Origin of the sequence: Ferrimonas senticii DSM 18821 (genome assembly GCF_000422665.1) — a bacterium.
In the GTDB taxonomy this organism is placed as follows: domain Bacteria; phylum Pseudomonadota; class Gammaproteobacteria; order Enterobacterales; family Shewanellaceae; genus Ferrimonas; species Ferrimonas senticii.
The window spans coordinates 353,337-379,963 of the sequence record NZ_AUGM01000004.1; the positions used below are offsets into that span (position 1 = coordinate 353,337).

Annotated in this window: 18 protein-coding genes; 12 read left to right on the plus strand and 6 right to left on the minus strand. The window is 53.6% G+C overall.

All coding sequences use genetic code 11. The features are described 5' to 3' along the window. Positions 1 to 149: 149 nt before the first annotated feature. Positions 150 to 1,346: an efflux RND transporter periplasmic adaptor subunit gene (locus G506_RS0105265; RefSeq protein WP_028115951.1), complete on the plus strand. Its 1,197-nt coding sequence runs from the start codon at positions 150 to 152 to the stop codon at positions 1,344 to 1,346. Next, positions 1,346 to 4,525, plus strand: a complete 3,180-nt coding sequence (locus G506_RS18895; RefSeq protein WP_035387015.1) for an efflux RND transporter permease subunit — start codon at positions 1,346 to 1,348, stop codon at positions 4,523 to 4,525. The genes G506_RS0105265 and G506_RS18895 overlap by 1 nt, the downstream gene beginning before the upstream one ends. A gap of 93 nt (positions 4,526 to 4,618) precedes the next feature. On the opposite strand, the gene G506_RS0105275 is transcribed toward G506_RS18895, so the two are convergent. Beyond that, positions 4,619 to 5,860, minus strand: a complete 1,242-nt coding sequence (locus G506_RS0105275) for an alginate lyase family protein (RefSeq protein ID WP_051201917.1) — start codon at positions 5,858 to 5,860, stop codon at positions 4,619 to 4,621. A gap of 270 nt (positions 5,861 to 6,130) precedes the next feature. Between G506_RS0105275 and G506_RS0105280 the strand changes: the two genes are divergently transcribed. Continuing rightward, positions 6,131 to 8,284 carry a heparinase II/III domain-containing protein gene (locus tag G506_RS0105280; RefSeq protein ID WP_035387016.1) on the plus strand — a complete coding sequence of 718 codons (2,154 nt, stop codon included), beginning with the start codon at positions 6,131 to 6,133 and terminating at the stop codon, positions 8,282 to 8,284. A 23-nt stretch (positions 8,285 to 8,307) separates the two neighbouring features. Beyond that, positions 8,308 to 9,744 (plus strand): pyruvate kinase, encoded by a 1,437-nt coding sequence (pyk, locus tag G506_RS0105285; RefSeq protein ID WP_028115954.1) that lies wholly within the window; start codon positions 8,308 to 8,310, stop codon positions 9,742 to 9,744. Between the two features lie 207 nt (positions 9,745 to 9,951). Here pyk and G506_RS0105290 read toward each other — a convergent pair whose 3' ends face one another. From G506_RS0105290 to G506_RS0105300, 3 genes are all read right to left on the minus strand, one after another. Next, positions 9,952 to 11,274, minus strand: a complete 1,323-nt coding sequence (locus G506_RS0105290; RefSeq protein ID WP_084631176.1) for an MATE family efflux transporter — start codon at positions 11,272 to 11,274, stop codon at positions 9,952 to 9,954. Between the two features lie 33 nt (positions 11,275 to 11,307). Further along, on the minus strand, positions 11,308 to 13,461 hold the full coding sequence (locus G506_RS0105295; protein ID WP_028115956.1) for a heparinase II/III domain-containing protein: 2,154 nt from the start codon (positions 13,459 to 13,461) through the stop codon (positions 11,308 to 11,310). Between the two features lie 81 nt (positions 13,462 to 13,542). Next, positions 13,543 to 14,541, minus strand: coding sequence for a hypothetical protein (locus tag G506_RS0105300; RefSeq protein WP_156904805.1), 999 nt, complete (start codon positions 14,539 to 14,541; stop codon positions 13,543 to 13,545). 251 nt (positions 14,542 to 14,792) lie between these two features. Between G506_RS0105300 and kdgR the strand changes: the two genes are divergently transcribed. Then, positions 14,793 to 15,578 carry a DNA-binding transcriptional regulator KdgR gene (gene kdgR / locus G506_RS0105305; protein ID WP_028115958.1) on the plus strand — a complete coding sequence of 262 codons (786 nt, stop codon included), beginning with the start codon at positions 14,793 to 14,795 and terminating at the stop codon, positions 15,576 to 15,578. Positions 15,579 to 15,639: 61 nt separating this feature from the next. Here kdgR and kdgK read toward each other — a convergent pair whose 3' ends face one another. Together kdgK and G506_RS0105315 are read right to left on the minus strand one after the other, a co-directional pair. Further along, positions 15,640 to 16,596 (minus strand): 2-dehydro-3-deoxygluconokinase, encoded by a 957-nt coding sequence (gene kdgK, locus G506_RS0105310; RefSeq protein WP_028115959.1) that lies wholly within the window; start codon positions 16,594 to 16,596, stop codon positions 15,640 to 15,642. Positions 16,597 to 16,779: 183 nt separating this feature from the next. Next, positions 16,780 to 17,571, minus strand: a complete 792-nt coding sequence (locus G506_RS0105315) for an SDR family NAD(P)-dependent oxidoreductase (protein ID WP_035387017.1) — start codon at positions 17,569 to 17,571, stop codon at positions 16,780 to 16,782. Positions 17,572 to 17,714: 143 nt separating this feature from the next. Here G506_RS0105315 and G506_RS0105320 point away from each other — a divergent pair, with 143 nt between their 5' ends. The 7 genes from G506_RS0105320 to G506_RS18905 all read left to right on the plus strand — a co-directional run bounded on the left by G506_RS0105320 (position 17,715) and on the right by G506_RS18905 (position 26,561). Continuing rightward, positions 17,715 to 18,065, plus strand: a complete 351-nt coding sequence (locus G506_RS0105320; protein WP_028115961.1) for a cupin domain-containing protein — start codon at positions 17,715 to 17,717, stop codon at positions 18,063 to 18,065. A 249-nt stretch (positions 18,066 to 18,314) separates the two neighbouring features. Next, positions 18,315 to 19,658: an Ig-like domain-containing protein gene (locus tag G506_RS20345; protein ID WP_028115962.1), complete on the plus strand. Its 1,344-nt coding sequence runs from the start codon at positions 18,315 to 18,317 to the stop codon at positions 19,656 to 19,658. Between the two features lie 70 nt (positions 19,659 to 19,728). Beyond that, positions 19,729 to 21,237 (plus strand): polysaccharide lyase 6 family protein, encoded by a 1,509-nt coding sequence (locus tag G506_RS0105330; RefSeq protein ID WP_028115963.1) that lies wholly within the window; start codon positions 19,729 to 19,731, stop codon positions 21,235 to 21,237. Between the two features lie 189 nt (positions 21,238 to 21,426). Beyond that, positions 21,427 to 23,220 (plus strand): sodium:solute symporter family transporter, encoded by a 1,794-nt coding sequence (locus G506_RS0105335; RefSeq protein ID WP_028115964.1) that lies wholly within the window; start codon positions 21,427 to 21,429, stop codon positions 23,218 to 23,220. Between the two features lie 80 nt (positions 23,221 to 23,300). After that, positions 23,301 to 23,924, plus strand: a complete 624-nt coding sequence (gene eda / locus G506_RS0105340) for a bifunctional 4-hydroxy-2-oxoglutarate aldolase/2-dehydro-3-deoxy-phosphogluconate aldolase (RefSeq protein WP_028115965.1) — start codon at positions 23,301 to 23,303, stop codon at positions 23,922 to 23,924. Positions 23,925 to 23,944: 20 nt separating this feature from the next. Next, a complete protein-coding gene (locus tag G506_RS0105345) occupies positions 23,945 to 25,807 on the plus strand; it encodes a DUF294 nucleotidyltransferase-like domain-containing protein (protein ID WP_028115966.1) in 1,863 nt (620 codons plus the stop codon). Positions 25,808 to 25,811: 4 nt separating this feature from the next. Then, positions 25,812 to 26,561 carry an exonuclease domain-containing protein gene (locus G506_RS18905; protein WP_051201918.1) on the plus strand — a complete coding sequence of 250 codons (750 nt, stop codon included), beginning with the start codon at positions 25,812 to 25,814 and terminating at the stop codon, positions 26,559 to 26,561. Positions 26,562 to 26,627 lie beyond the last annotated feature (66 nt).

Consider the following 26,627-nt stretch of genomic DNA (forward strand, 5'->3'; position numbering starts at 1 on the left):
TCACAGTTAAGACGGCGCAGTTTTGGCATAGCTTGAAGATGATGGCAAACCCTGCCACAGCTTTTTACAATTAGTTAACCAAGCCCATCCGCCACCGTGTTAGCTTAAGCCCACTCATCGTAGGGCTTTAAATTAAAGGAATAAAAACAATGGGATTATGGCTTCGTCGGCTGCTGCCGATCCTTACCATCGTGATCACTATCATCGTCCTGTCTGCGGTGTTGGCTAAGTTTGCCCCCGAGCAACCAAAAAAACAGCCGCAGCAAAACCTACCGATTGTGGAGGTGGTCGAGGTCACGCCTCAATCCCATCAATTAAGCCTGCGCTCCTACGGCGTAGTGCAACCTAAGCGTCAGACCCAACTGGTGGCTGAAGTCAGCGGCCGCTTAGTGTCGTTGGCGACTGACTTCGAGGTCGGCCGCTTTGTCAAAGAGGGACAACTGTTGGCCACCATCGAACAGGCCGACTACCGTGCTGACTTAACCCAAGCCGAAGCCAACTTGGCGCAAGCGCAAGCGCAACTGCAAGAGGAGATCGCCCGTGGTGAGGTCGCCAAAGCCGAATGGCGCGGGGTGATTGAAGGCATTCCGCCGGAACTTGGCCTTCGCAAACCGCAGCTGGCGAAAGAGCAAGCCAATGTCCGCAGCGCCGAAGCGACGTTAGCCCGAGCCCAACGTAATCTTGAACGCACCGAAATTCGCGCCCCATTTGCCGGTATTATCGCCAGCCGCAGCGTCGATCTCGGCCAATACATCAATGTCAGCAATAACCTTGGCCAGATCAACGGCACCGACATTGCCCAGATCCGCTTGCCAGTTGCCCCAGCCGAGATGATGTTTCTGGGCGGTAACGATGCCAAGGTCAACTTAAGCTACCAAGTTGGCGCCAACACCCTGACATGGCAAGCGCAACTGGTGCGTAGCGAAGGGCAAATTGATGCCAACAACCGGATGATCTATCTGGTGGCCGAACTAAGCGATCCCTACAACCTTAAAGGGTTGCAAAACCAAGCCCTGCCCTACGGCGCTTTCGTTAATGCCGCCATCGACGGCATTAAGGTCGATAACTTAGTTAACCTACCCCGCCACGCGGTGCGCAGCCAACGGATCACCGTAGTCAAAGCCGACAACACCGTCGAATTGCGCCCAGTCGAGGTAGTTCGCAGCGATCTGGAGCAGATCTACATCCGCACCGAGCTCAACCCCGGCGAACGCTTAAGCCTAACCGCGCTAAATGGCGTCGATAACGGCCGCAAAGTGAAAGTGGCCGGCGAGGCGGTGCCCACCAGTCCCGACGCCAAAGCCCCAAGTAGCGCCGCCCAACTGGTTAGCGCAGGAGGTCAATAATGGCATCCTCGCAATACGGCGATTCTCGCCGCGATACCAAAGCTGGCATCATCGCCTGGTTTGCCCGCAATAACGTCGCCGCCAACCTGCTGATGTGGGTGCTGCTGATCGGCGGATTGATGTCGGCCTTTACCATCAACAAAGAGATCTTCCCCAAGTTTGAACTCAACCTAGTGCGGGTGTTTGTCGCCTACCCCGGCGCCGCGCCGCAAGAGATTGAGGAGGGGATCACCATCAAAATCGAAGAGGCGATCAAGAACATTGAGGGGATCAAAAAGATCCGCTCCAGCGCCAACGAAGGCAGTGGCACCGTCACCATTGAAGTGGAAGATGACTTTGAACCAAAAGACATTTTGGATGAGGTGAAGCTGCAGGTTGATGCGATCTCAACCTTCCCCGACAGCATCGAACAACCCAACATCTATCAGATCAAGCCGGAAGCCGAGGTGATGTGGGTCTCCATCGCCGGCGATAACCTCAGCGATACCGAACTGAAAGAGCTTGGCAAAGTAGTGCGAGATGAGATAACCGCCCTGCCGGGCGTCAGCCGTGCTCAGTTGCAAGGCGCCAAAGATTACGAAGTGGCGATCGAACTGTCGGAAGACAAACTGCGGGAGTTCGGCATCACCTTCGATGAGGTCGCCAACGCGGTCAATCGTTCTTCTTTGTTGCTGCCCGGCGGCGCGATCCGCGCCGAAGATGGCGATATCTCGCTGCGAATTGATGGCCAAGCGTATTATCAAGAGGACTTTGAACGGATCGTAGTGCGCACCCGCGCCGATGGCAGTCGCGTGCTGTTGGCCGATGTCGCCACGGTGATCGATGGCTTTGAAGAGCGCCTTGGCTATGCCCGCTTCGATAGCCAAAAATCGGTGGTGGTGGCGGTGCGCAGCATCGGTGACGAGGACGCGCTGGCGATCGCCAACACCGTCAAAGCCTACGTTGATGACAAACAGCAGCAGTTTGGTGACGAGTTAGTGATCGCCTACTGGGGCGATCTGTCACAGTTCCTCTCTGGCCGTCTCAACATGATGCTGGAAAACATGGCGATGGGGGCGCTGCTGGTGTTCATCGTGCTGGCGCTGTTTTTGCAGCTGAAAGTGGCCTTCTGGGTGATGTTGGGGCTGCCAATTGCCTTCTTAGCGGCAGTCCTGATGATGCCGTTCGATCCCTTTAATCTCTCCATCAACCTGATAACTCTCTTTGGTTTTATCTTGGTGCTGGGGATTGTGGTTGATGACGCCATCGTCATTGGCGAATCGGCTTACGCCCAAGTCGAAAAAGATGGCCACAGCATGGACGCGGTGATCAAAGGCGCTAAGAAGGTGGCGATGCCAGCCACCTTTGGGGTGCTGACCACCATCGCCGCCTTTATCCCGATGCTGATCATCACCGGTTTTCTTGGGGTGGTCGGCAAAGCCATCGCCCTGGTGGTGATCCTCTGTTTGGGCTTCTCATTGGTGGAATCGAAACTGATTTTGCCGGCCCACTTAGCGCATATGACGCCACCAAAACCTGGTCAGGGCTGGGGCCCGTGGGTGCGCTTTAAAGAGGCGTTTAACCGTGGTGTGCAACGGGTTATTCACCACGGTTACAAGCCAATGATCGGCACCATGATGGATTGGCGCTACAGCGTGCTAACTGGCTTTATCGGTTTGATGATCGTCTGTGGGGTGCTGCTGGGTACCGGCCACGTAAGGACCATTATCTTCCCCGATATCCCATCGGATTTCGTCCAAGTGCAATTGCAGATGGAACAAGGCAACTCCGAGCAAAGCACCCTTAACGTTGTCCAGCAGCTGGAACAATCGCTGTTTGATACCAACGCTCGCTTGGCCGAGGAAACCGGCCAAGAGGTGGTGCAACATTCGTTCGTGTTCCTAAGCTCGCGCACCAGCGCCGAAATGGTTATTGAGCTGGTCAAAGGCGAAGATCGCAACATCGATGCGGTGGCCATCGCCGCCGATTGGCGCGAACACATGCCAGAGTTAGTTGGGGTCAAAACCTTAGACGTGGTCGCCTCCACCAATGACTCCGGCTCTGATGTGGCGTTTCGCTTAAACAGCAACGACCTAGATCAACTGGTCGCCGCCGCCGATGAGCTTAAGCAACAACTGGCGACCTACGATGGCCTCTATGATATCCAAGATACCTTCTCCTCTGGTTCGCAGGAGATCCGCTTGGCCATTCGCCCTGAAGCCGAGGCGCTGGGGCTGACCCTATCGGATCTGGCACGGCAAGTTCGCTGGGGCTTTTACGGTTATGAAGCCCAGCGGATTTTGCGCAACAAAGAGGAGGTCAAAGTGATGGTGCGCTACCCACAAGAGCAGCGCCGCACCATTGGCCATCTTGAAAATATGCGAATTCGCACCCCCGATGGCCACGAAGTGCCGTTCTCGGCCGTGGCCACCGTCGAGCTGGCAAAGAGCTTCTCGACCATCAACCGCACCGATGGCGTCCGTTCCATCACCGTCCAAGCTCGCGCCGACAAGGCACGGATTGAGCCGGGTAAAGTCACTAAAGCGATCAACGATGAATTTATCCCCGATCTCAAACTGCGTTATCCGGGGATGACCAGTGCCCTCGATGGCTCTGCCGAAGAGGATGCCCGCAACACCGGCTTGATTATCCAAGGCACCTTCTTTGCCCTATTCACCATCTACGCGTTGATGGCGATCCCACTGCGCAGCTACAGCCAACCGCTGATCATTATGTCGGTGATCCCATTCGGGATGATTGGGGCGGTGTTCGGCCACGTGTTGCTGGGGCTGGATATCTCCATGCTCAGTGTGTTTGGGATCATTGCCCTAGCTGGGGTGGTGGTTAACGATTCACTGATTATGGTCGATTTCGTCAACCAAGCTCGCGCCCAAGGCTTACCGCTACGGGCAGCAGTGCAGCAAGCGGGTACCGAGCGTTTCCGCGCCATTATCCTGACCTCGCTGACCACCTTCCTCGGATTGGTGCCAATCACCTTGGAAACCAGCTTGCAGGCGCAGATCGTCATTCCGATGGCGGTATCGCTGGCGTTTGGGATCTTATTCGCCACCACCGTAACCCTGATTTTGGTGCCAGCGCTTTACATGATTTTGGATGACTTCAAACGGCTGCTGCGCTGGTGGTGGCGCCCCGGCGGCGTCGCCGTACCACTGCGACGCCGCGATGAAGCCGAAAGTTAACCGACCATCAACAACAATGCCGAGCAGTTATGCTCGGCATCATCTATTTCACTAAGCGCCGCCATTGTTGTTGCGGCGCCAGTGCGACGCTAACTACAAGCGTGGGTACAACAGGTAGACATCACGCTCGGCCCAGATCTGCGCCAAGTTTTTGGTATCCAGCTTAGGATCGGTAAAGCCAATTTTATCGATGGTGGCTTGGTAGCGTGGCTCGCCCAAGGCCAAGTCCGCTTTGCGGTAAACCGACAGCATTCGGAAGGTTTGGAAACGGCCTTTCTTGATGTCGCGGTCTTTTTTGCGCCACTTCCACTCTTTTGGCTTCATCGCCGACGCCATCAGATCCACGCCTTTAAGCATGCTGCGATCTTTGTACTGGTGCTCCCAGATCTCAACATCCAGTTTGTCGCCTAACTGCGCTAGGTAGGCCAGCGCATCCAAGTTAAAGAAGCTGTACCAGTAGCCACGGGTACGCTCTAGCTCTTCGGGTTGGCTGCCATCGGATTTAAACTGGTCACGAATACGCCACTTGGCTTTGGCCACCATGCTGCGCGCCAAGTCCTCACGCCCCAGATAGTAAGCAATGCCTGCTACCTGCGCTTGCATCCACGTACCGTGGTTATTCTCAGAGAACATCTCGGCGGTGCCCTGTTCAGAGGTCACCAACCAGTCAAGGAACTCCCCAAGCCAAGCGCGCATCTGCTGATCATCTTGCTCGGTCCACGCCTTGGAGGTTTCCAGCAGCGCCAGCGCGTCCACTAGACGATCAGAGAAACTGCGAGAATCGATCATCCCAGAACGACGCTGGTTATCCACCCCAGGTACCGCTTGGGCGTAACGCAGGTTAGGGTTCATCTTGGTGTCTGGATTGAAGAACCAATGGCGCAGCATCTTACTGGCCTGCTCGGCGTACTTTTCATCGCCGCTGAAGTAGTAAGCTAATGCCAGCGCCCGTACCGAACGAGTAAATAAGCCAATGCGGCGTGAATCGGTGGCGTCAGTTTTCGAATCAGGGTTGGTTTTGCCGTCTTTGCGAACCCAAGGCAAACCGTCGTCGGTCTTCTTGTTTGGCCACCAGTAGGGGCTTATCGAGAAGTAATCGTGCATATCTCCTGATGGCGGCACTAGGGTCTTATCGGTTACCGCTAACAGCCCAACTTGCATCGCTTCATCGGCCTCTTGCAGCAGCTTCTGGTAGCTGGCCATCGCCTCTGGGCTAGCGGTTTGCTGTTGCACCCGCTGTTTACTCTCAGCGATTAACTCTGCATCAAAAAACACCGTTTTCGGTAGCCCTTCTGCCGCCCATGCCGACGCCGAAAGAGCCATACCGATGGCCATTGCTGATAGAACATTCCTTACTGATTTCAACATATAGGGCTCCAATTCCTAGTACGTTTAGTCGCGACTAACAAAACCATTGAAACGACGTTTCAATTTGTAAAACACCTTAACTACAGTTGCGCTGAATTGACGTGAGCGGACTCACAGTTCTAAGCCAAAAATATCCGACTGAGAACCTTAAATCAATTTTTATGAAATGACGTTTTGAAATTAAAAAACAGTGTGCTTACACTGGACAGCAATTGAACACAGATAGGTAATAGGCAGATGGAAGCGATCCAGTCGGTGTTAATGACCGCGCAGGAGGCACGGCAACTGGCGATACAGTTGTCACAGGACACGCTACTGGGCCAAAGTTTACGGGCCGAGCAGCAACAACTAGACCGCTATTTGGCACAACCGTTAGAGTGCCCAGGGCCAGGCCCCGCTAACGGCTACGAGCACAATCGCCACAAGCAAAACTACATTCACATGGACTTGGCTGGGCGCTTTTTTCTGATCAGCGGTGATGAACGTTACGCCAACTGGCTGCGACAACTGCTGCTGTTGTACGCCGACCGCTACCTTAGCTTTCCTTACCATCAACAACTCAACACCAACCCCACTGGCCGTCTGTTTCATCAAATACTGAATGAACACAACTGGCTGCTGTATGCCAGCCTTGGCTACAGCGGCATTCGTCATTGGCTTAGCGACAGTGATCGCCAGCAGATCGAACAGCAACTGTTTGAACCGATGCTGGAGATGTTCACCGTCAAATACGCTCATGATTTTGATTGGATCCACAACCACGGTATTTGGGCGGTCGCTGCGGTAGGGATCTGCGGCCTAGCGATCAACCAACCTCGCTACGTGGACTTGTGCATTCACGGCCAGCACAACGACGACGTCAGTGCCGGGTTTCTGGCACAGATCAGCCAACTGTTTGCCCCCAGCGGCTACTACATTGAAGGCCCCTACTACCACCGCTATGCGATTCGACCGCTGTGTTTGTTCGCTGAAGCACTGGCGCGCCATCGCCCCGAACTGAACATCTTTGAATTCAATAACCGGGTAATTAAAACCACCTTGGATGCGCTGCTGGCCTGCACCTATCCCAACGGAAGGCTACCGGCGCTGAACGATGCCTCGCAAACCATGGACGTTAACGACGAAGGGATCGTAATCGCCACCGCCATCAGCTTTGCCCGCTATGGCCACGACGCCAAACTGCTGGGGCTAGCGCAGCTGCAACAGCAAGTGTTTACTCACCCTGCCGGTGCCGCCTTGTCAGCCGCCGTAAGCGCCGCAGCGGATCACACTTGTGCCCCCCATTGGCCCAGCGTCGAACTGAACGAAGGCCCCAACGGCGATCGCGGCGCCCAAGGCTTTTTGCGGATCCAAGGCCATGATGGCCAGCAAAGCATGGCAGTGATGAATTACGGCCAACATGGCATGGGACACGGCCACTTCGACACCCTTGGGATCACGTTTTTCAACCGTGGCCAAGAGGTACTGACCGAATACGGCTTTGGCCGCTGGGTCAACGTTGAACCGAAGTTCGGCGGCCGCTACCTGGATGAAAACAAAAGCTACGCCCGCCAAACCATTGCCCACAATGCGGTAACCATCGACGGTCAATGCCAAAATGGCTTTGATGTTGAGCGGGCTGATGCCGTTTGCGGCACACCGCACTTCTTTATCGCCGACGATCCCAACCTGCAAGGGATGAGCGCTTTTGCCAATGACCACCACCACGGGGTGCGGCAACAACGCACGGTACTGCTGGTTAATCATCCGCAGCTTCAACAGCCACTGTTGGTGGATCTATTCCGGCTAATTGCCACCGATCAACAACGCCACCGCTACGATTACGCCATTCAATACCAAGGCCAGATCATCCGCACCGACTTTGACTACCACTACCATCAGCAAGGCTGGTCGGTATTGGGGCAAGACAACGGTTATCAGCATCTGCTGCGGGTGGCCGATGCCCACATCGCGCAACCCTCAACCTTGGTGAGTTGGCTTGCAGGGCAACACTATTGCAGCTTGATCACCAGCGCGAACGCCGATGCCGAGGTGATCTTCAGCCGCACTGGTGGCGCCGATCCGAGCTTCAATCTGCGCAGCACGCCGTCGCTGATCTTCCGCCAGTACGGCGGTGACCACCTGATCGCCAGCGTATTAGAAAGCCACGGCCTGTTTGATGAAGCCAAAGAGGTATCGGTCGAAGCCCGTGGCCAAATCCAACAACTGCTGGTGCGTCACCACAGTGATGACGCCTCGATCATCGACATCATCGGCAGTCAATTTACCCTGACGGTGATGATCAACAACCACCCGCAAGTGAACGCCGACAGCCACTGCCAAGTCACGTTAGCGCATGACAGTTACCAATGGCGTGGGCCGGTGGCGATCCGCACAACCGATTTGAATTAACTATTTGCAGGCAGGAGTATCGCATGCAACGCAGAACCAAAATTGTCGCCACCCTAGGTCCCGCCACCGACAGCGCCGAAAGTTTGGAGCAGTTGATCTTGGCCGGAGCCAATGTGGTGCGGCTGAACTTTTCCCACGGCAGTGCCGACGATCACATAAAACGCGCGCAATTGGTGCGTGAGTTAGCCGCCAAGCACCACTGTCATGTCGCAATCTTAGGCGATCTGCAAGGCCCCAAGATCCGCGTTTCCACCTTTGCCGATGGCCCAATTGTGCTGGCTGAAGGTGACCACTTTGTGCTCGACAGCGAGCTGGCACCAGGTTGTGGCAATCAGCAACAGGTGGGGCTGGACTACAAAGCGTTGCCGCAGGATGTCAGCGCCGGTGATGTGTTGATGCTGGATGATGGTCGTGTGCAACTTGAGGTAACTGCCGTTGCCGGCAGCCAAGTGCACACCAAGGTCTTGGTCGGTGGCAAGCTATCCAACAACAAAGGGATCAACAAGCGCGGTGGCGGCTTGTCAGCCCCGGCGCTAACCGACAAAGATAAAGCCGATATTATTACCGCCGCACAGATCCAAGTTGACTACCTTGCGGTCTCTTTCCCACGCTCTGGTGCCGACTTGGAATACGCCAGAAAGCTGGCTGTGGAAGCTGGACTCAATACCCACATTGTCGCCAAAGTGGAACGGGCCGAGGCCGTTGCCAGCGACGAGGCCATTGACGACATCATTATGGCCGCCGATGTGGTGATGGTGGCGCGCGGCGATCTTGGGGTTGAGATCGGTGACAGTGAATTGATGGGGGTACAAAAGAAGCTGATCCTGCGCAGCCGCCAACTGAATAAGGTGGTGATCACCGCCACCCAGATGATGGAGTCGATGATTGAGAGCCCAATGCCGACACGGGCTGAGGTGATGGATGTCGCCAACGCGGTATTAGATGGCACCGATGCGGTGATGCTGTCAGCGGAAACCGCCGCTGGCCGTTACCCGATTGCGACCGTAAAAGCGATGGCAAACGTGTGTGTTGGCGCCGAAAAGCAGCCATCGCTGATCAGTTCCAAGCATCGCTTGCAGTATCAGTTCGACAACATTGAAGAGACGGTGGCAATGGCCACCATGTATGCCGCAAACCACCTGGTTGGCTTAAAAGGGATCGTAACCCTGACCGAATCTGGGGTCACCCCGCTACTGATGAGCCGGATCTCCTCGGCGCTGCCGATCATCGCCCTATCACGCCATCAACCAACGTTAAGTTCGATGGCGTTGATCCGGGGGGTGATGCCTGTGCGCTTTGATTCCACCACCTACGGACGCGATGAACTGATCCCCGCCGCACTGGAGCTGGTCAAACAGGTCAGTCAGTTGCAATCTGGCGATCTGATTATCCTAACCAAAGGCGATGCGATGGAAACCGTTGGCGGCACCAACACCAGCAAAGTATTGATGATCCCCTAAACGATCACCACTGTCCTAGCCAGCCGAAGCCCCGCGCTTCGGCTTTTTTTTAAATATTTAACGGTCAATTTTTCGTGGCTTGATATTCATAACTCGCTGCTCTTGCTCTTGCTCTTGCTCTTGCTCTGCACTAACAACTAATAGCTGCCAACTAACCACTAATCACTGCCAACGACCAACTGACAACGACCCACTAACCACTACCAACTAACAACCAGCCCCACCAGCTATCTTCGCCAGCTCTCGCCGTGCCAAATAACGAAACGGCAGCAGTTTGATTAGCTCCTCCAGCGGCTGAATTGCAAACGCCCACCAAACCCCAACATCCCACACCAAAACACCCAGCGCGCACAACGGTAGCGAGATCAGCCATTGGCCGCCGAAGTTAATTTTAAATACCGCAGTGGTCTTGCCCAGCGCCCGCAACAGATGGCCATGCACGGTGTTGTAGCCGCGCAGCAGCGGCAACAAGATGTATAGCGGTGCCAGCCATTGCAACGCCTGATAAGTCGCTGCTTGCAGCGATGGGTAAAGCCACTGTATCGCTAGGCTCAACAGGGCGAATGCCAACGCGACCAGCGCCGATAGACAGATACTGATCCGAATGCTGCTGGCAAACTGATGTGGCAATTGCTGTAAGCGCTGCGCCCCCAAACTGTGGCTGGTAACGATGGCGCAGGCGTGCGCCCAGGCGGTGACAAACTGGCCTCCGATCCGCAGCCATGGCATCAAAATGGCGATCGCCACGTAGGCTGACAGCGCCAACTGCGAATAGATAAGCTGATACAGCATCACCCCAGTTTGCAGCAAACCAACGTTAGCCGCTACCGGCCACACCTCTTGCAGATGCGTCATGATGGCATGGCGACGCCATGGCAACCTCAGCGCCATATTGCCGCGCCATTGCCACCACAGATAAGCCAATCGCAGTGTCAGACCCAGTAAACTGCCCCAAGCGGCACCCGCCAATCCCAGCGCCGGTACACCAGCAAAACCATGGATCAACAGCAGTGACAACCCCGCGTTAACCGGCAGTTCCAGCAGATAGCCTTTTAGGGGGATCCGGCTTTGTCGCTGGGCGTTAAACTGGGCGATGGCGGTTTGACTAACGCCGTTCAACAGCGGCAGCCACAGCCCAATCTGCAGGTATTCAAGCAGCAGCTGCTGTTGCTCCGGTTCACTGGTTAACAGCGGCGCCAGTGACGGCAGTAGCAACCACAAGCCAAGCGTCAGCAACAGCGCAAATGCCAACGCAATAAGCAGACCATCGGCTACCGCTTGGGGCAAACCATCACCCCGCCCAACCGCCCGACTAAACAGCAACTGGCTGCCGTTCGCTAACGCCATCTGCAGCCCAAACACAAACCCCAGCAAGGCACTGGCGATCCCCAACGCCGCTAACGGCAATTCGCCCAGCGGTGCCACTAGCAGGGTGTCAATCAGCAGCATCGATTGCATCAGCAAGGCGTTAAGCGCCAACGGCCACGCCAATGACATGGTGGAACGGGTAAATTCGCGGCTCATAAACATGATGAAGCCGCCCGAAGGCGGCCTATTGTTACCTTAATTTGACTCAATCAGCGCCAGCGGTCCGCGCCAGCTAAAGATCTCGCCAGCAAAGCTCAGTTGATGCTCACAGTCGGCGGTTACATCAGCACGGTTGGAGACCATCACCGTTAACTGCCAATCGTGGCCATGGATCCGCACCACCGAACCTTGCTCGTTATGTCCAACGGTTTCGATGCGCTCAACTTGCCCCCGTGCTTCGGTAGAGGCCTCCAGCGCCTCGTTAAAGTAACCATGGCTTTCAATGACACTGGCAAACAGTTCGGTGGCACCGTGGCGACGCACGATAATGCAAGGTTCACTGCGCAGATTGAAATCTGGATCATTGGCGCCAGTGCGGGCAAAGATCAGTTCATCATCGGCAGCAACTGCGGTGATCAAACTGTGATAGCTGTGGTCATGCAACCAGCTAACCAAAGCGCTGCCGTCGGCGCTGCGGGCGCGCGCAACGTCGTATAGATGCTGATAGCCGTGCTGCTCACCCAACACCGCTACGCCACCAACATAGCTGCGCTCGCAGTCAGTGCGCACTAACTGACCGTGATAGTGGTACGGCAAATCATATTGATGGGCATCATTGCTGGTTACTCGCAACAGATCCAGCAGCAACGGATGACGGCAATTAGGCTGACGGATCAACAGCACCGACCGCTGTTGCTGTACCCCCGGCCAATAGTCATTGCAGATGGCGCTCATCCCTTGCAGATCGCCATCGCTAACAAAGAAGTGGCTGCGACCAAAATTGGCTTCGGCCAAGGCGGTGTTGAATTGATGCTGGCAACCTTGATCGACCACCAAGGTATTGTGCGCCACGGTCTGCTTGCAGTAACTGTCGTTCTCTTTGATGTAGCGGCCACCAAACTTCGGTTCAACATTAACCCAACGGCCAAAACCATAGTCACTTAAGGTTTCGTGGTCGCGATTAAACAAGGTCAGCGCTAGGCCATCATAATGGCCGTGGTCCAGCGCTTTATGCAGTTGATGATCAGAGCCGTGCTGACCGTAGTACAGCAGCGCCATCATCGGCGTGTTATCGCCATCGCGTTGGCGCAAAATCGATAGACCCCCACGGTCGCCGTTGGCACCGTCAGTTAACTGCACACTGCCCCAATCACCATCAACCGTCGGATTCGCCGCCAACGCAGCCGACAGTTGCGCGCCAAATGGATGTACCCATACGGTGGCTTGTTGTTGCGCCAGCCCTAACAACTGCGGATCGCTACCATAGCGGCCACAATAGATGCTGGCCGCCACGATCATCCCCTCATCAATCACCCCCATGGTTTTCGATGAATCGTTGATCGCCGGCCAGGTGCCATCGGGAAACGCTAACTTCATCAGCGCTTGGGTGGTGGTTTGGATCATCCGCCGCTGATGTTCAAAAATCTTCAGCTCTGGCTGACGGCGTTCAATCACTTCGGCAAACAGCACCAGCGGTCGCAGTGCAAAACGATGGTAGTAAGGGCCTTCCAGATAGTAACCGTCCGGTGAAAACAGCTTGGATAGCTGCGCTAAGAAGCCACCGGTTTCGCCGTCACCATTGAGGCCATAGATCGCTTTATTTACCGTCGCCTGATCTCCGATGGCATAGGCGGCAATACCAACCCCACAGGTGGCCCACACGCCATGGTTGTGAATAATGTCGAAATCATGGGCGTGATCAATCACAAACAGATCGATCATCGGCCGAAACAGATCATCAATAATCTGCTGTCGCTGCGCCGCGCTAAGGCGATGTTGAATGCAGCTGTAGGCATCGGCAGCGTACATCAGCCACATGTTCTCATTTAAGGTTTGATGAAACAGTCGTCCCGGCGGATTACTGTCCTTGGATACGTGGTTAGCCAAGGTCGGGTACTTAACCGCATAGCCCAACAGCATCTGTTCGATAAACTCGGCATAACGGCGCTCTTCGGTGATCAAAAACAGCCGCCCGGCGATGTGCATATGGATGTAGTTTTGTTTGTGACGGTTGTGCTGATAACCGCCGCCTTCGCCCTGGCCGGGGATCTCGATGCCCACCTCGGCAAGGTAGCGCTCTAATTGCTGGATTTCCGAATCAATGGCACAACCGATCAAGCTTGCTTGCCCTAGCTGTTGCTGCAATTGCTTACCTTCATCAAAGGTCATAAATAAGGGTTGATAAGACATGATGGTTCTCCTTGAACTCGCGATATAAATAAGGCAAATGCGACCGCAAGGGTCGCATCTGCTTAGTACTTGTGGGCGCGCCTACCAGCGCATCCGATAACCCACTTCAATGCCGTCACGGTTGCCAACCGGATCTTCTAGGCTGTTGTCATAAGGACGAGCTTTATAGGCAATAAGGAAACTACCCCAATCCAGCGTTTGGTATTCCACCCCAAATTCAAAGGCCGGTTTCCAACTCTTGCCGGTTTCTTTATAGCTATCATCCGGCTTGTATTTTTTCGCGCTCTCAGCCTCGATCTTTTGATAGATAGTGCTCTTTAGATGCAGTTTCAAATCGCGATCAAAATATTCTGGGGTGTAGTAGATATAAAAGTTAGTTTCCGAACTAATGCCATCTTGAACATAATCAAAGGTTTCACCAACGCCGTTTTCGTACTCGGTAATTTGATGATCGATGGTGTACATGTAGCGGTAGCGCAGACGAATTCGCCACTCGCGATCAAAACGGTAAGCCACCGCAAAGCCCGGTTTGATCCGTTCGTAACTTTGCAGTTCGTCCTTATCATCATTACAGCCACTGGTTTGTCCAACTGCACAATTCGGAGTACGACCACGTTGACGCCATTGGTACTCTAAGATTGGGCCATATTCCAAACCATCAATGGCATCGGATTTAATGTTGTAGGAACTCTTTAATGCGAAGTTTACGTTTTTCTTGCCATTGGTTTTTTCAAAATAGTTTTCAAAACCCAAAGTCAAGCCATCGGTCCACTCAAAAGTATCGCCACGAAACTTGTGAGCGTATTCCATTTTTAGTTGATAATTATTGGCCTGCCCATCCGGGGTACGATCCAGATTTTGTTCATGCAGAAAACGTTCATACTTCAATGACAACGAATTGTTCGTTGCCTGAGCCGAAACACTGACAGCAGCCAACAAGGCCAAGCTTACAACCGACAGTTTGCGCATAGTTAACATCCTTTTCACAAATTCCGACGGGACCCTGTCTACTACCGATGCGGCTTGCTCAGGTGCCCGACTGCTCGAAAACAGCTCCACTATAGCAAAATGAAACGGCATTTCACCTAAAAAGATACGGCATTTCCTTGAGTTTGCGCACAAATTTTACACTCATCTAGGCCCCGCCTAATCGTTCCTAAAAGCCGTGTTCTAGCTGCCTCCGAAAAGATTCTGAAAATTTTGAAATGACATTTCATATATTCTGCTAAACAGTTTGTGTTTGCCTAAAGCAAACACTACTATCGGCTACAAAGGCTGATCCGCTTCAGGGTCAGTAGTGCATATAAGTATCCTTATGACGGAGAGCTGCAATGACCGAGTCTAAAAACGAATTAGTCTCTTCAGTTCAAAAAGTGTTCGGACTGCTGGAGTGCCTTGGGGCAGAAAAAGAGTGGGGGATCACCGAGATTGCCCAAAGCCTGATGATGTCCAAAAGCACCGTCTATCGTTTTTTGCAAACCATGAAAAGCTTGGGGTATGTCGAGCAAGATGAAGACAACGACAAATACACCCTAACCATGAAGTTGTTTGAGCTGGGCAGTAAAGCGTTGGAGCATCGCGATCTGATCCAGATTGCCGCCAAGCCGATGCAACAACTATCTGAACTGCTTGGTGAAACCACCCACTTGGCGGTGCTTAAGCAAAACACCATTGTGTATGTACACAAAATTGATGCCGTACAAACCATCGGTATCTATTCACGCATTGGCCGTGAAGCACCACTGTATTGCACCGGCATTGGCAAATGTCTGATGGCCTACCGTGAAGCAGAGGTGGTTGAAGCACTGATGGCGGATGTCGAGTTCAACCGCTTTACTGACAATACCCATGCGGATTTTGCCTCCTACCGCAACGAGCTGGAGCTGGTGAAGCAACAAGGCTTTGCCGAAGATAAAGAGGAGTTCGAGCAACATATCCGCTGCTTGAGCGCGCCGATTTTTGATCACCTAGGTAATGTGGTTGCAGGCCTATCGGTATCCTGGCTGATTCTGCGTTTTAATGAGGCCGATAAAGCCGCTTACGTAGAGAAGATCCAAGCGGTAGCCAAGCGTATCTCGCTGGGATTGGGCTGCAGTACCTACCCTCCAGTGCAGTAATCTACCTTTAAACAAAATGGCCTCGATAATATCGAGGCCATTTTTGTGGCAGATAACGGCATCAGCGGGCAAACGGGGCAGGCAGTGCCTCGGTTGGGATCAATGCCCCCGGATATTGGATCACTGCAGCCGCCACTTGATGGGCATAATGCGCCGCCTCAACCGCACTGCCGCCGGCCAACCGCACTGCCAAATAACCAGCGTTAAAGCTGTCCCCAGCCGATGTGGTATCAACCACCTTAGCCACTCGCCGGGCCGCCACCGCAGCCACGCTGTGACCATCGCTAATCAGGCAGTCGGCCGCGCCGCGCTTCAATACCACCTCACTGACACCAAGACCGTGATAACGGCTAAATACCGATTCAGGGGTATCGTCAGCATACAGCAACTGCTCATCTTCAAAGGTCAATAACGCGATATCACAATGGCTTAGCAACCGCTGATAGTGCTGCTTGGTTTGCGCAACCGACTGCCACAGTGTCGGCCGATAATTACTATCAAACACCACCTGCGCGCCACGACTGCGGGCATCAGCCAACGCCTGATACAACCGTTCGCGGCTGCCATCATCCAATATCGCCACCGAGATCCCACTAAGATAGAGCAGATCAAACTGCTGCAATTGCGCTAGCAGCTGCTCGCTGCCTTGACAGCAAAGTAGTTCCCGCGCTGCGGAATTTTCACGCCAGTAATAGAAACTGCGCTCGCCTTCTTGATCGACATTAATGTTATACAGTCCCGGCAACTTATGCGGTAACTGCAATACATAGGAGCAATCGATCCCCTCTGCCCGCCACTGTGACAACATCTGTTCGGAAAAACGGTCGGTACCTAACGCGGTAACATAGTGACAAGCCACCTGCTGCGGGTTTGTTAAGCGGGCCAAGTAAACCGCTGTATTTAGTGTGTCGCCACCAAATCCCTGGCGCAGTAATCCCGATTCAGCTTGGCTTAGCTCGATCATACACTCACCGATTAAAGCAACACGCTGCGGTGATTTACTGTTTAAATGCAACATTAAAATAGAACACCTAAATAATTAAAACGCCGTTTCATTGTAAACCAATGAACCTTGAATGGAATCGAAATACGCCACTATTTTTCGATATTTGTGCGACCACAAGCGCAGAAAAGAAAGGCCGTGCTGGGAAACCAAGCACGGCCTTTAACGTTCAAACGATAGGGAATCGACCCGGTGCCGTTATGGGCACATTTGACCGCCATTCACATCCAGCACTTGGCCGGTGATGTAGCCAGAGATATCCGAGGCTAAGAACACAAACGCCGGGGCGACCTCTTCGATGGTGCCGAATCGTCCCATGGCGATGGTACCGGCGATCTTCTCTTTCAGTTCATCGCTTTTGTCGGCATGGAAGGCGGTATCAATGGTACCAGGGGCAACAATATTGAAACGGATACCATCTTTGGTGAACTCTTTCACCCAGTTGCGGTGAATGTCATGTACCCATGCTTTGGCTGCAGCATACACCCCAGCGCCGATGCCGCCACCTTCGCGGGCTGCAATCGAACCGGTGGAGATCACCGATGCGGTTTTGCCACGTTCGGCAGCAGAGGCTCGCAGGTAAGGGATCGCAAAGCGAGTCACCATCAGTTTGCTGCGACAGTTAAGATCCATCACACGGTCGTAGAACGCATCATCAATCGCTTCCAAACCACTGCGACCACCAAGGCCACCGCCGTTGTTCACCAACACATCGATGCCACCGAAATGCTGAACAAACTCCGCCACCAGCTTTTCGCACTGGCTGGACTCCATCAAGTTGGCTTCAATAAAGATCGCTTCGCCGCCACTCTCTTGGCCCAAAGCGTTCAGTTCCGCCACCAGTTCGGTTGCTGCCGCATCGGTCACATGGCTGTTTACCCCAACCTTGGCGCCCAATTTGACAAACTCACGGGCAGATGCCGCGCCCATGCCGGCGGTAGAACCGGTAATGAGTACGCGTTTGCCCTTGATATCACTGAAGTCCAGCATCTTTCATTCCTCTTGCATCGATGTAGCCGGCACTCCCAGTACCAGCAGTTAGCAGCCAATGTAGAGTATCCATTTTGACTTTGCAATTAGCATTTTGTATTTTTTGAAACATCGGTTCATAAAAACCAGTTTGGAGTATCAAGATGACTAATCTGTTCCACAACCAAGAGCACCCCTTTGAACACTTAGGTGGCGGTATCAAGCGTAAGATTGTTGCCTACACCAACGACTTGATGGCGGTTTACGTACACTTTGATAAAGGTGCAATCGGCACCCCCCACGCCCACGATGCCCACGACCAGATCGGTTTCTGCCATGCCGGTTCATTCGAAGTGGTGCTGGGCGAAGGCGACCAACAAACCAAGACCGTAATCAAAGCCGGCGATGCTTTTCTGGCACCAAAACAGCTATGGCACGGCGCAGTCGCACTGGAGGATGGCAGCGTACTGCTGGACATTTTTACGCCGATGCGGATCGACTTTATCGACCAGTAATTGCCATCAACCCTCTGTAACCAAGGTTGCTAACTTACTGTTTAGCAACCTTTTTTATGCATTGGCGTTATGCAAATCGCGGGACAGAGCTCCCCTTTACAGCGTTTACCTAAATCAACACGCGCAAAATGTGACCTAGGTTATGGTCTTCATCAAAAAAGTTTCGGTAAGATATTTTTGAATTAATAAAACGCCGTTCCAATTTCCACCTTAGGGCCGGCAACATCAACGATAAATGGACTTTTGGTTATGAAAACGAAACTTTCTCCATTAGCACTGATCTGCTCGGCCCTGTTGTTTTCTGGATGCTCTTGGGATGGCGGCAATGATCCAACACCACCGCCACCACAAGAAAACCAAGCGCCAGTTGCTGGCGATAAAGAAGGTCTTAACGTAGAACAAGGTCAATCTCTTGAAATTGACTTAGCGTTGTACGCTTCCGACCCTGACGGCGATACGCTGCAATACACCATCACCGTAATGCCAACCAAAGGGACTTTGGTGCCGAAAGATGGCACGACTTCGGTGTTTGTCTACACCCCGAATGATGGCGTACTTGATGCTGACAACTTTACCTACCAAGTTGCTGATGAAGAATTTAGCGATGAGGGCGTGATCTCACTAACCGTAATCCCCGAGGGAAGCGGCGAAGATCTGATCGATACCGTAGACAAATTGAACGCGGCCATTCAAAGCGCGACCGCCGGTGATGTGATTGAACTAGCAGCATCGGGAACCTTTAATTCAGGGGTGATCGAACTGAATAAAGCGGTCACTATTGACGGCTTAGAGCAAGCTGTTATTTCTGGCAGTGCTTGTTTCCGCGTTGCCGCTGCTGGTGCGGTAATCCAAAACCTAACCATGAAAAATGACATGATTGGTTTTGATGAGACCGACGACAAACTGATCGAGGCAACTAAAAATGATAAGGTTTTAACCGATGAGGAGAAGTCGGCCATCTACGCACCGCTGTACGATAAGGTCTGCTCTAAAGCGGAAAGCTTAGGTAAGCCGGTAAATTCTGATGGACAAATGGGCGCCATTACCATTCTTGCTACCCTTGATGACGATGCTGCCGATTACGATTCCCAACTTGCCGCCCTTGAGCCGGTTGAGCTTATTAACATCACTTTTGATGCCTCGGCAAATACTGAACAAAGCAACTACGGCAACACCAAAGCCAGTTGGGTTACATCATTTAGTAAGTTTGCAATGTCTGGTAGTGAATTTATTGGCCTGCAATCCACCATTCAGAACAATGGTATCTACGTAAACTGCACCAGTTCAGATGAAGGACGGGCAGGTTCAAGCATTACCACTACCAGTTTTTCAATGGTCAGCGGTGGCGATAAAGAGACTGCCGCAATCAAAATGGGTGACTCTAGCGGCGGCAAAATTAAAGGTGATGCAACTGGTGGTAACGCTACTTGTAATGTCACCGTTGAGGGCAACACCTTCAATGACTATCTAGGTTTACAAACCCAAGATATGTCTGTTGCCAGCAACCGCCCTGTTGCAATCCATTCTTGGACTTCGGCCATCACCAACACCGATTTTGCAAGCAACAACACCCTGATCACACCAACCAATTAATCTGTTGCGAACGTTCATACGGCGCCTTGCCTTTGCTAGGCGCCTTTTTTATTTCCAGCAAGGAGGCGTTATGCCCAGTTTATTGCGTCCAGTGGCGGTGTTAATTAGCGTGTTGCTGTGCGGCCAATTGGTGGCCTGTGGTGGTGGTGGCGGTGGCGACGTGGTTGACCCGACTCCTGATCTACCCGATCTGCCGGATCCGGAGCAGCCCAACCCGAATCTGCCTGCGCCGGATTTGGCGCCGATCCCCAGCAGCGGCATTGTGGTTAACACTATCGATGAGCTTAACGCTGAGCTTGGCAAAGCCAATCACGGTGAGGTGATCTTGTTGGCCGATGGCGAATGGCCCAATCTGCAACTGACGATTGATAGAGACAATCTGATTATCGCCGCGCAAACCGTTGGCCAAGTGCGGATAACCGGTGACAGCACCGTCGAAGTTAACGGCGATAACGTCCGCCTTGATGGTCTGTATTGGGATAACGCCACCCCAGAGCAAAGCAATGGCCTGGTGGTGCTTAATGGCAACAACAACACGCTAAGTAACAGCACCATAGTCGGCGCTGGAGTCAACAACAACCCCAGTTGCACCGGTGGCGATCATCGCTGGGTCAGCCTAAAAGGCAAACAGCATCAGGTGGTCAGCAATCGTTTTGATGGTAAGTGCGGCAAAGGGGTATTGCTGACGGTATGGCGCCAATCCGGCAAAACCGATGAGCATCTCATTAGCCATAACCTGTTTCGTGATTACCACCGCCGCCACAATGAAACGAACGGCTTTGAGGGGATCCGCATCGGCACCAGTGACAGTTCCCAATCCGATTCCAACACCGTGGTGCAGTACAACCTGTTTGAACGGATCAACGGCGAGATTGAAATTATCTCCAGCAAATCCGGCGGCAACCACTATCGCTTCAATACTTTTCGCAACAGCGACGGCTTACTAACCCTGCGCCACGGCAAAGACAATGTTGTTGAAAACAATCTGTTTTTGCAATCTGGCAGCGAAGGCGGTGGTGGCATTCGTGTGTTTGATTCGGGGCACCGCATTAGCAACAACTACATCAGCGGCGTTGATACGACCTCCAACAGTCGCGGCGGCATTGTCCTGCATGCGGGGCTGAATAAAAAAGGCAGTGAACCAAGCTACAGCAGTGAGCTAAACAAGCAGTGGACCGCCAATAACATCAGCGTCAGCAACAATACGGTGATCGACAGTGACCACGGCCTCTATCACAACGCCTATCTCGCCAGTTCCACCGCTTGCGAAAATGGCGCCGGCAAAGATGTTCCCTGTAATCCAAGTTGGAATGTCCGCTTTAGCGGCAACTGGGTTTATCACCGCCATGGCGTCGCCGTTAAAAAAGACAACGGCACAGCGATTATCGATGGCCAGTATCAAGGCGAGCGTTATTGGGGCAGCAGTGGCGCAGGCCACAGCGGCGCGGGCATCAATACCAGCAAACCGCCAGTTCAGCAAGATCCGACCAGCGGCTTGCTGTCCAGTCTCGGGGCCGGTGCCGATCTAACCAAAATCGTGCCACTTTTCGCCGCTGACGTTGGCCCGCGGGCGCGTTAACCGCCTTAAAGCGACGCCACCGAAGCCGATTGATAAGTTGCTTTAACCAAGCTTAAGTGGCTAAACGCATGCGGCCTCGCAAAAATAGAGAAACGTTGTTTCAATTTTCTATTGACGTGAAAGTTCTCACATCTATTATTGGAACAACGTTTCATAATAAGCAAAAACGTGCTTCGCAAGGATTGAACGATGTCCATCGATTTAGCTGTTCTGGTCGCCTACTTTGCCTTTCTGATCGCCATTGGATGGATGTTCAGAAACTTCAGTAGCTCTTCAACTGCCGACTACTTCCGCGGTGGCGGCAAAATGCTGTGGTGGATGGTCGGCGCCACCGCTTTTATGACTCAATTCTCCGCTTGGACCTTCACCGGTGCCGCCGGTAAGGCCTATAACGACGGCCTGCAAGTGGTGATCATCTTCTTAGCCAACGCGTTCGGCTATCTGATGAACTACCTCTACTTTGCGCCGAAGTTCCGGCAGTTGCGAGTAACCACCGTGATTCAGGCGATCCGCCAACGCTTTGGTAACACCAACGAGCAGGTGTTCACCTGGGCAGGGATGCCCACCTCGGTTGTGAACGCTGGGATCTGGCTTAATGGTCTGGCGATTATCGCCTCTACCATGTTTGGCTTTGATATGACCTGGACCATCGTCGCCACCGGCTTAGTGGTGTTGGTGATGTCGGTTACCGGTGGGGCCTGGGCAGTGATCGCCTCTGACTTTATGCAGATGCTGGTGATCATGGCGGTTACCGTTACCGTGGCGGTGGTGGCCATCGTTAAAGGCGGCGGCCCGGTGAACATCATCGAACAGTTCCCACGCGACTTCGTGATTGGCGAAGATATGAACTACCTAAGCATCTTTGCGATGTGGGGCTTCTTCATCTTTCTTAAGCAGTTCGCCATCAACAACAACATGCTTAACTCCTACCGCTATCTGTCGGCCAAAGATTCCGAGAACGCCAAAAAAGCTGCCTTGCTGGCCTGCGTATTGATGGTTTGTGGGCCGCTGATCTGGTTCTTCCCAAGCTGGTTTATGGCTAGCCAAGGTCTTGATTTGGCCGCTCTGCATCCAGAGATGGGCGCCAAAGCCGCCGATACCGCCTATCTGACCTTTGTCGAGCTGTACATGCCAGCGGGAATGGTTGGCTTGTTGGTTGCGGCGATGTTTGCCGCCACTATGAGTTCAATGGACTCTGGCCTCAATAAGAACTCGGGGATCTTCGTTAAGAACTTCTACGAACCGGTAGTTCGCCAACACCAAGCCAGTGAAACCGAATTGGTGTTTGTATCCAAAATTACCTCAACCGTGTTTGGCGTGCTGATCATCCTGACCGCGCTGTTTATCCAGTCGCTAAAAGGGATGAGCCTATTTGACACCATGATGTACGTCGGCGCGCTGCTGAGCTTCCCGATGCTGATCCCAGCGTTTATGGGCTTCTTCATCAAAAAGACCCCAGACTGGGCCGGTTGGTCAACGCTGGTAGTCGGCGCGTTGGTGTCCTACGTGGTTGGCTTTGTGATCACCCCAGATCACGTACAAGCGGCGTTCGGTCTGGATGAGGCACTAAGCAAACGCGAATGGAGCGACTTTAAGGTGGTGATGGGACTGTGCGCCCACGTGGTGTTCACCGGTGGCTACTTTGCGCTAACTTGCCTGTTCTACAAACCATTGACCGCCGATCGTCAGCAGCAAGTCGATAAGTTCTTCCGCAACTTGGCAACGCCGCTGTACAACGAAAGCGCTGCGCAACAAGAGTTGGATAACAAGCAACGACTGATGCTGGGGCGGTTGATCACCGTTGCCGGGGTTGGGGTGATGACCATGATCGCCATCGACAATCCACTGTGGGGACGGGCGGTGTTTGCCCTGTGCGGCGGCATCATCCTGGTAGTCGGATTGGCCTTGGTCAAATCGGCCGAACCGAGCCCGCAACCAGAACCTAACCGCGACGCGCTCGCCAGCGCCGACAGCAATCAATAACCGTTAAATTCCCCTCGTCGCGTGCTGCGACGAGGGGAACATGCCGTTTTATCGGCCGTTCCCCAACTTGGAAAAGCACCATGTCGCAATTTACCCCTGAGCAGATCTTCTCTCGTAGCCCGGTGATCCCGGTGTTGATCATAAAGCGTCTTGAAGATGCACTACCGCTGGCGTCGGCGCTGTTGCGCGGCGGCATCGACATCATTGAAATTACCCTTCGCAGCGAATGCGCCCTAGCGGCAATCAGCCTAATTCGCGAGCAACTGCCACAAATGTTGGTGGGTGCAGGTACGGTGTTGACCAGCGCCGACATCGATGCGGTTGTTAACGCTGGTGGCCAATTTATTGTCACCCCTGGCGCCACCGAGCCACTGCTGGATCAACTGCGGCAGTGTCCGATTGCGGTGATCCCTGGGATCTCGACGGTCTCCGAAGCGATGACCGCCCGTGCCAAAGGGTTTTACCATCTGAAGTTTTTCCCTGCCGAAGCCTGTGGCGGCGCGAGCACCCTAGCGGCGCTTGCCGGTCCACTTAGCGACATTCAGTTTTGCGCCACTGGCGGCATTCGCCCGAGCAACAAACAGGACTATCTGGCGTTAGCGCATGTGCCATGCATTGGTGGCACTTGGTTAACGCCCCAAGCGGCCATCGACGCCCAAGACTGGCAACAGATCAGTCAACTTGCTGCCGCCGCGATACAATAACCACTTTTGAACTAGCCGCCATGCCTAACGCCCTACTGCCCAACATTGTCGATTTTATCTCGAAGGTTGACCCGTTCGATAAGCTGCCAACCGAGTTGCAGCAGCAAGTCGCAGGGATGATCAAAATCAGTTATCTGGCAAAGGGGGAGCGGTTGCAACTGGATGGCGAACCGGACGGCCATTACTTACATATCGTCCACACTGGCGCAATGGAACAGCGCCATCACGATGGCAGTTTGCGCGCCAAGCTGGGGCCAGAAGACTCATTCGGCTTCACCTTTTTAGAACCAGTCAAAGAGCTGTTTCGCGGCTACAGTGCCGTCGCCATCGCCAATACTCTGCTGTATTCGGTGCCGCATCAGCAACTGCAACCATTGCTGGCGGATCATCCCGACAGCGCCCTGCACTTTGCCGCCAGTGCCCAAGAGCGCCTCTTCAGCGCGATTCGGGTGAAATGGAGCAGCCGCGACAAAGGCCTGTTTGTACGCAAAGTCAGTGACATCGCCAGCAATCAAGTGGTCACGGTCGACGCCAACGACAGCATTCAACAGGTGGCACAGCAGATGCGCCAACAGGGCCGAGCGGCGATGGCGGTAGTGCTTGAACAGCAACAGATCGTCGGGGTGATCACCGATGGCGATATGACCAAACGGGTGGTGGCCGCCGCAACCGATATCCAGCAGCCAGTCCGCGTGGTGATGACGAGCAAACCCCATCTGGTTGACCCAGACGAACTGGTGATCAGTGCCGTATCGGTAATGATGGAGCACAACCTGCGCTGCCTGCCGGTAGTACGCGATAACCAAGTGGTGGGCCAGCTAAGCAGCAGCCACCTTGTGCAAAACCATCGGGTGCAAGCGCTGTTTTTGCTGGAGAAAATGAAAACCATCGACAATCGCCAGCAGTTAATTGCACTCGCCATTGAACGGCAAGCGGTGTTTGAAGCGCTGGTTGAGGGCAAGGTCAATGCGCCGGTGATCGGCAAAGTGATGGCGCTGCTGATGGATGGCTTTAATCGGCGTTTGATTGAACTGGCAATCGAACAACTCGGTCCGCCACCCTGTGAGTTCGCTTGGCTAGTCGCCGGCTCCCACGCCCGCCAGGAGGTGCACTACGCCTCTGATCAGGACAGCGCCATTGTCTTTAGCGACGATGCCAGCGACGCCGATCGAGACTATTTCCTCGCACTTGGCCAATGGGTTTGCAGTGCCATGGCCGAATGCGGCTACGCCAGTTGCGATGGCGACTTTATGGCCAGCAACCCTAAATGGTGCCAACCACTGGCAAGCTGGCAGCAGTACTATCGCGAGTGGGTCGAGGAACCAGAACAGAATCAACTGCTAAACGCCACGGTCTTCTTGGAAGTTCGCAGCCTTTATGGCCAAGCTAACTTCTGCGAACAGCTGCAGACACTGCTGTTTGACCAAATCGCCAGCAACAGTGGCTTCTTGCCAGCACTGGTGCAAACGGCAGTCGCGGTGCAACCGCCACTGGGGATCTTCAATAAACTGGTACTGGAAAAAGGCGGCGAGCACTCCAACACCCTTAACATCAAAAAACACGCCTTAAGCCTGCTTATCGACCTAGCGCGGATCTACGGTCTGGCGGTCGGTTGTCGCCGCTTAGACACCGAGCAACGGTTTGTCAGCGCCCGCCGTGGTGGTCGCTTGGACAAAGGCAGTTGCAAAGACGTGATTGGCGCACTGCGATTTATCAGCCAAGTCCGCTACGAATACCAACTAAAGCGGCTAAAACAGGGATTGCCGGTGGGCAATCACATCAGCCCAGATGCCATCGGCAGTTTTGATCGCAGCCATCTAAAAGACGCTTTTCGGATCATCGCCACTTTCCAAGAAAGCGCCAAACTGCGCTTTTTAGGCTAGCCCCATGAGCCTAAAAGCCAGCTTGGGGCAACTGCGGCAATGGCTGCAACCACAACCCTTATTGCAACTGCAACAGCAGCGCCAGCAACTGCTAGATCGGCGCGATCTGCCGCCGCAACTGTTGGCGTTACTGCAAAGCCCACTGCCCGCCCCAACCACCGCCTTAACCGAACTACCGTTGCTGGCGCTTGATCTGGAAACCAGCGGCTTAGATGCTAACTGCGATCACATTCTTAGTCTGGGCTATTTGCCCCTGAATCAGCGCCGTTGGTGCCTTAATAAGGCGCAGCTGCAACACGTTGCCGCTGCGGATAAAGTGTGCGCAGACAGTGCAGTGATCAATCACATCACCCCAGAGATGCTAAGCCACGCGCAACCGTTGCGCCAATGCCTGCTGGCGTTGTTTGAACAGATGATCGGTCGCGCCGTGGTGGTTCATGGCCGCTGTATTGAGCAGCAGTTTATCGAGCACTGGCTGTGGCAACACTACCGCATCAAACAGCTGCCAATTCTGTGGTTTGATACCCTACATATAGAAAAGGCGCGGCAACTCGATCCCGAGCGTCAGCTCAATGGCGACTTCAGCTTAGCGGCAGTGCGAAGTGACTATCAGCTGCCCAGCTATCCGAGCCATCACCCCACCACCGACGCCCTCGCCTGTGGCGAACTGTTGCTGGCGCAGTGGCACAAGCTATACGGCCAGTCACGGCCAACCCTAGGTCAGTTCTGCCGCAGCAATTACTATCAGTTGTAGCCGCTAGCGATAAGCGATTAGCTGTCAGTTATCAGTTACCAGTTGTCAGTTGTCAGTTGTCAGTTG

Bases quoted from the DNA above. Each gene is read 5' to 3' on its own strand.
- G506_RS18895 (WP_035387015.1), top strand. From the start codon at position 1,346: ATGGCATCCTCGCAATACGGCGATTCTCGCCGCGATACCAAAGCTGGC.
- G506_RS0105300 (WP_156904805.1), bottom strand. From the start codon at position 14,541: ATGCCGTTTCATTTTGCTATAGTGGAGCTGTTTTCGAGCAGTCGGGCA.
- G506_RS0105315 (WP_035387017.1), bottom strand. From the start codon at position 17,571: ATGCTGGACTTCAGTGATATCAAGGGCAAACGCGTACTCATTACCGGT.
- pyk (WP_028115954.1), top strand. From the start codon at position 8,308: ATGCAACGCAGAACCAAAATTGTCGCCACCCTAGGTCCCGCCACCGAC.
- G506_RS0105265 (WP_028115951.1), top strand. From the start codon at position 150: ATGGGATTATGGCTTCGTCGGCTGCTGCCGATCCTTACCATCGTGATC.
- G506_RS0105290 (WP_084631176.1), bottom strand. From the start codon at position 11,274: ATGTTTATGAGCCGCGAATTTACCCGTTCCACCATGTCATTGGCGTGG.
- kdgK (WP_028115959.1), bottom strand. From the start codon at position 16,596: ATGTTGCATTTAAACAGTAAATCACCGCAGCGTGTTGCTTTAATCGGT.
- G506_RS0105275 (WP_051201917.1), bottom strand. From the start codon at position 5,860: ATGGCCATCGGTATGGCTCTTTCGGCGTCGGCATGGGCGGCAGAAGGG.
- eda (WP_028115965.1), top strand. From the start codon at position 23,301: ATGTCGCAATTTACCCCTGAGCAGATCTTCTCTCGTAGCCCGGTGATC.
- kdgR (WP_028115958.1), top strand. From the start codon at position 14,793: ATGACCGAGTCTAAAAACGAATTAGTCTCTTCAGTTCAAAAAGTGTTC.
- G506_RS0105320 (WP_028115961.1), top strand. From the start codon at position 17,715: ATGACTAATCTGTTCCACAACCAAGAGCACCCCTTTGAACACTTAGGT.
- G506_RS0105345 (WP_028115966.1), top strand. From the start codon at position 23,945: ATGCCTAACGCCCTACTGCCCAACATTGTCGATTTTATCTCGAAGGTT.
- G506_RS0105335 (WP_028115964.1), top strand. From the start codon at position 21,427: ATGTCCATCGATTTAGCTGTTCTGGTCGCCTACTTTGCCTTTCTGATC.
- G506_RS20345 (WP_028115962.1), top strand. From the start codon at position 18,315: ATGAAAACGAAACTTTCTCCATTAGCACTGATCTGCTCGGCCCTGTTG.
- G506_RS0105280 (WP_035387016.1), top strand. From the start codon at position 6,131: ATGGAAGCGATCCAGTCGGTGTTAATGACCGCGCAGGAGGCACGGCAA.
- G506_RS0105330 (WP_028115963.1), top strand. From the start codon at position 19,729: ATGCCCAGTTTATTGCGTCCAGTGGCGGTGTTAATTAGCGTGTTGCTG.
- G506_RS18905 (WP_051201918.1), top strand. From the start codon at position 25,812: ATGAGCCTAAAAGCCAGCTTGGGGCAACTGCGGCAATGGCTGCAACCA.
- G506_RS0105295 (WP_028115956.1), bottom strand. From the start codon at position 13,461: ATGTCTTATCAACCCTTATTTATGACCTTTGATGAAGGTAAGCAATTG.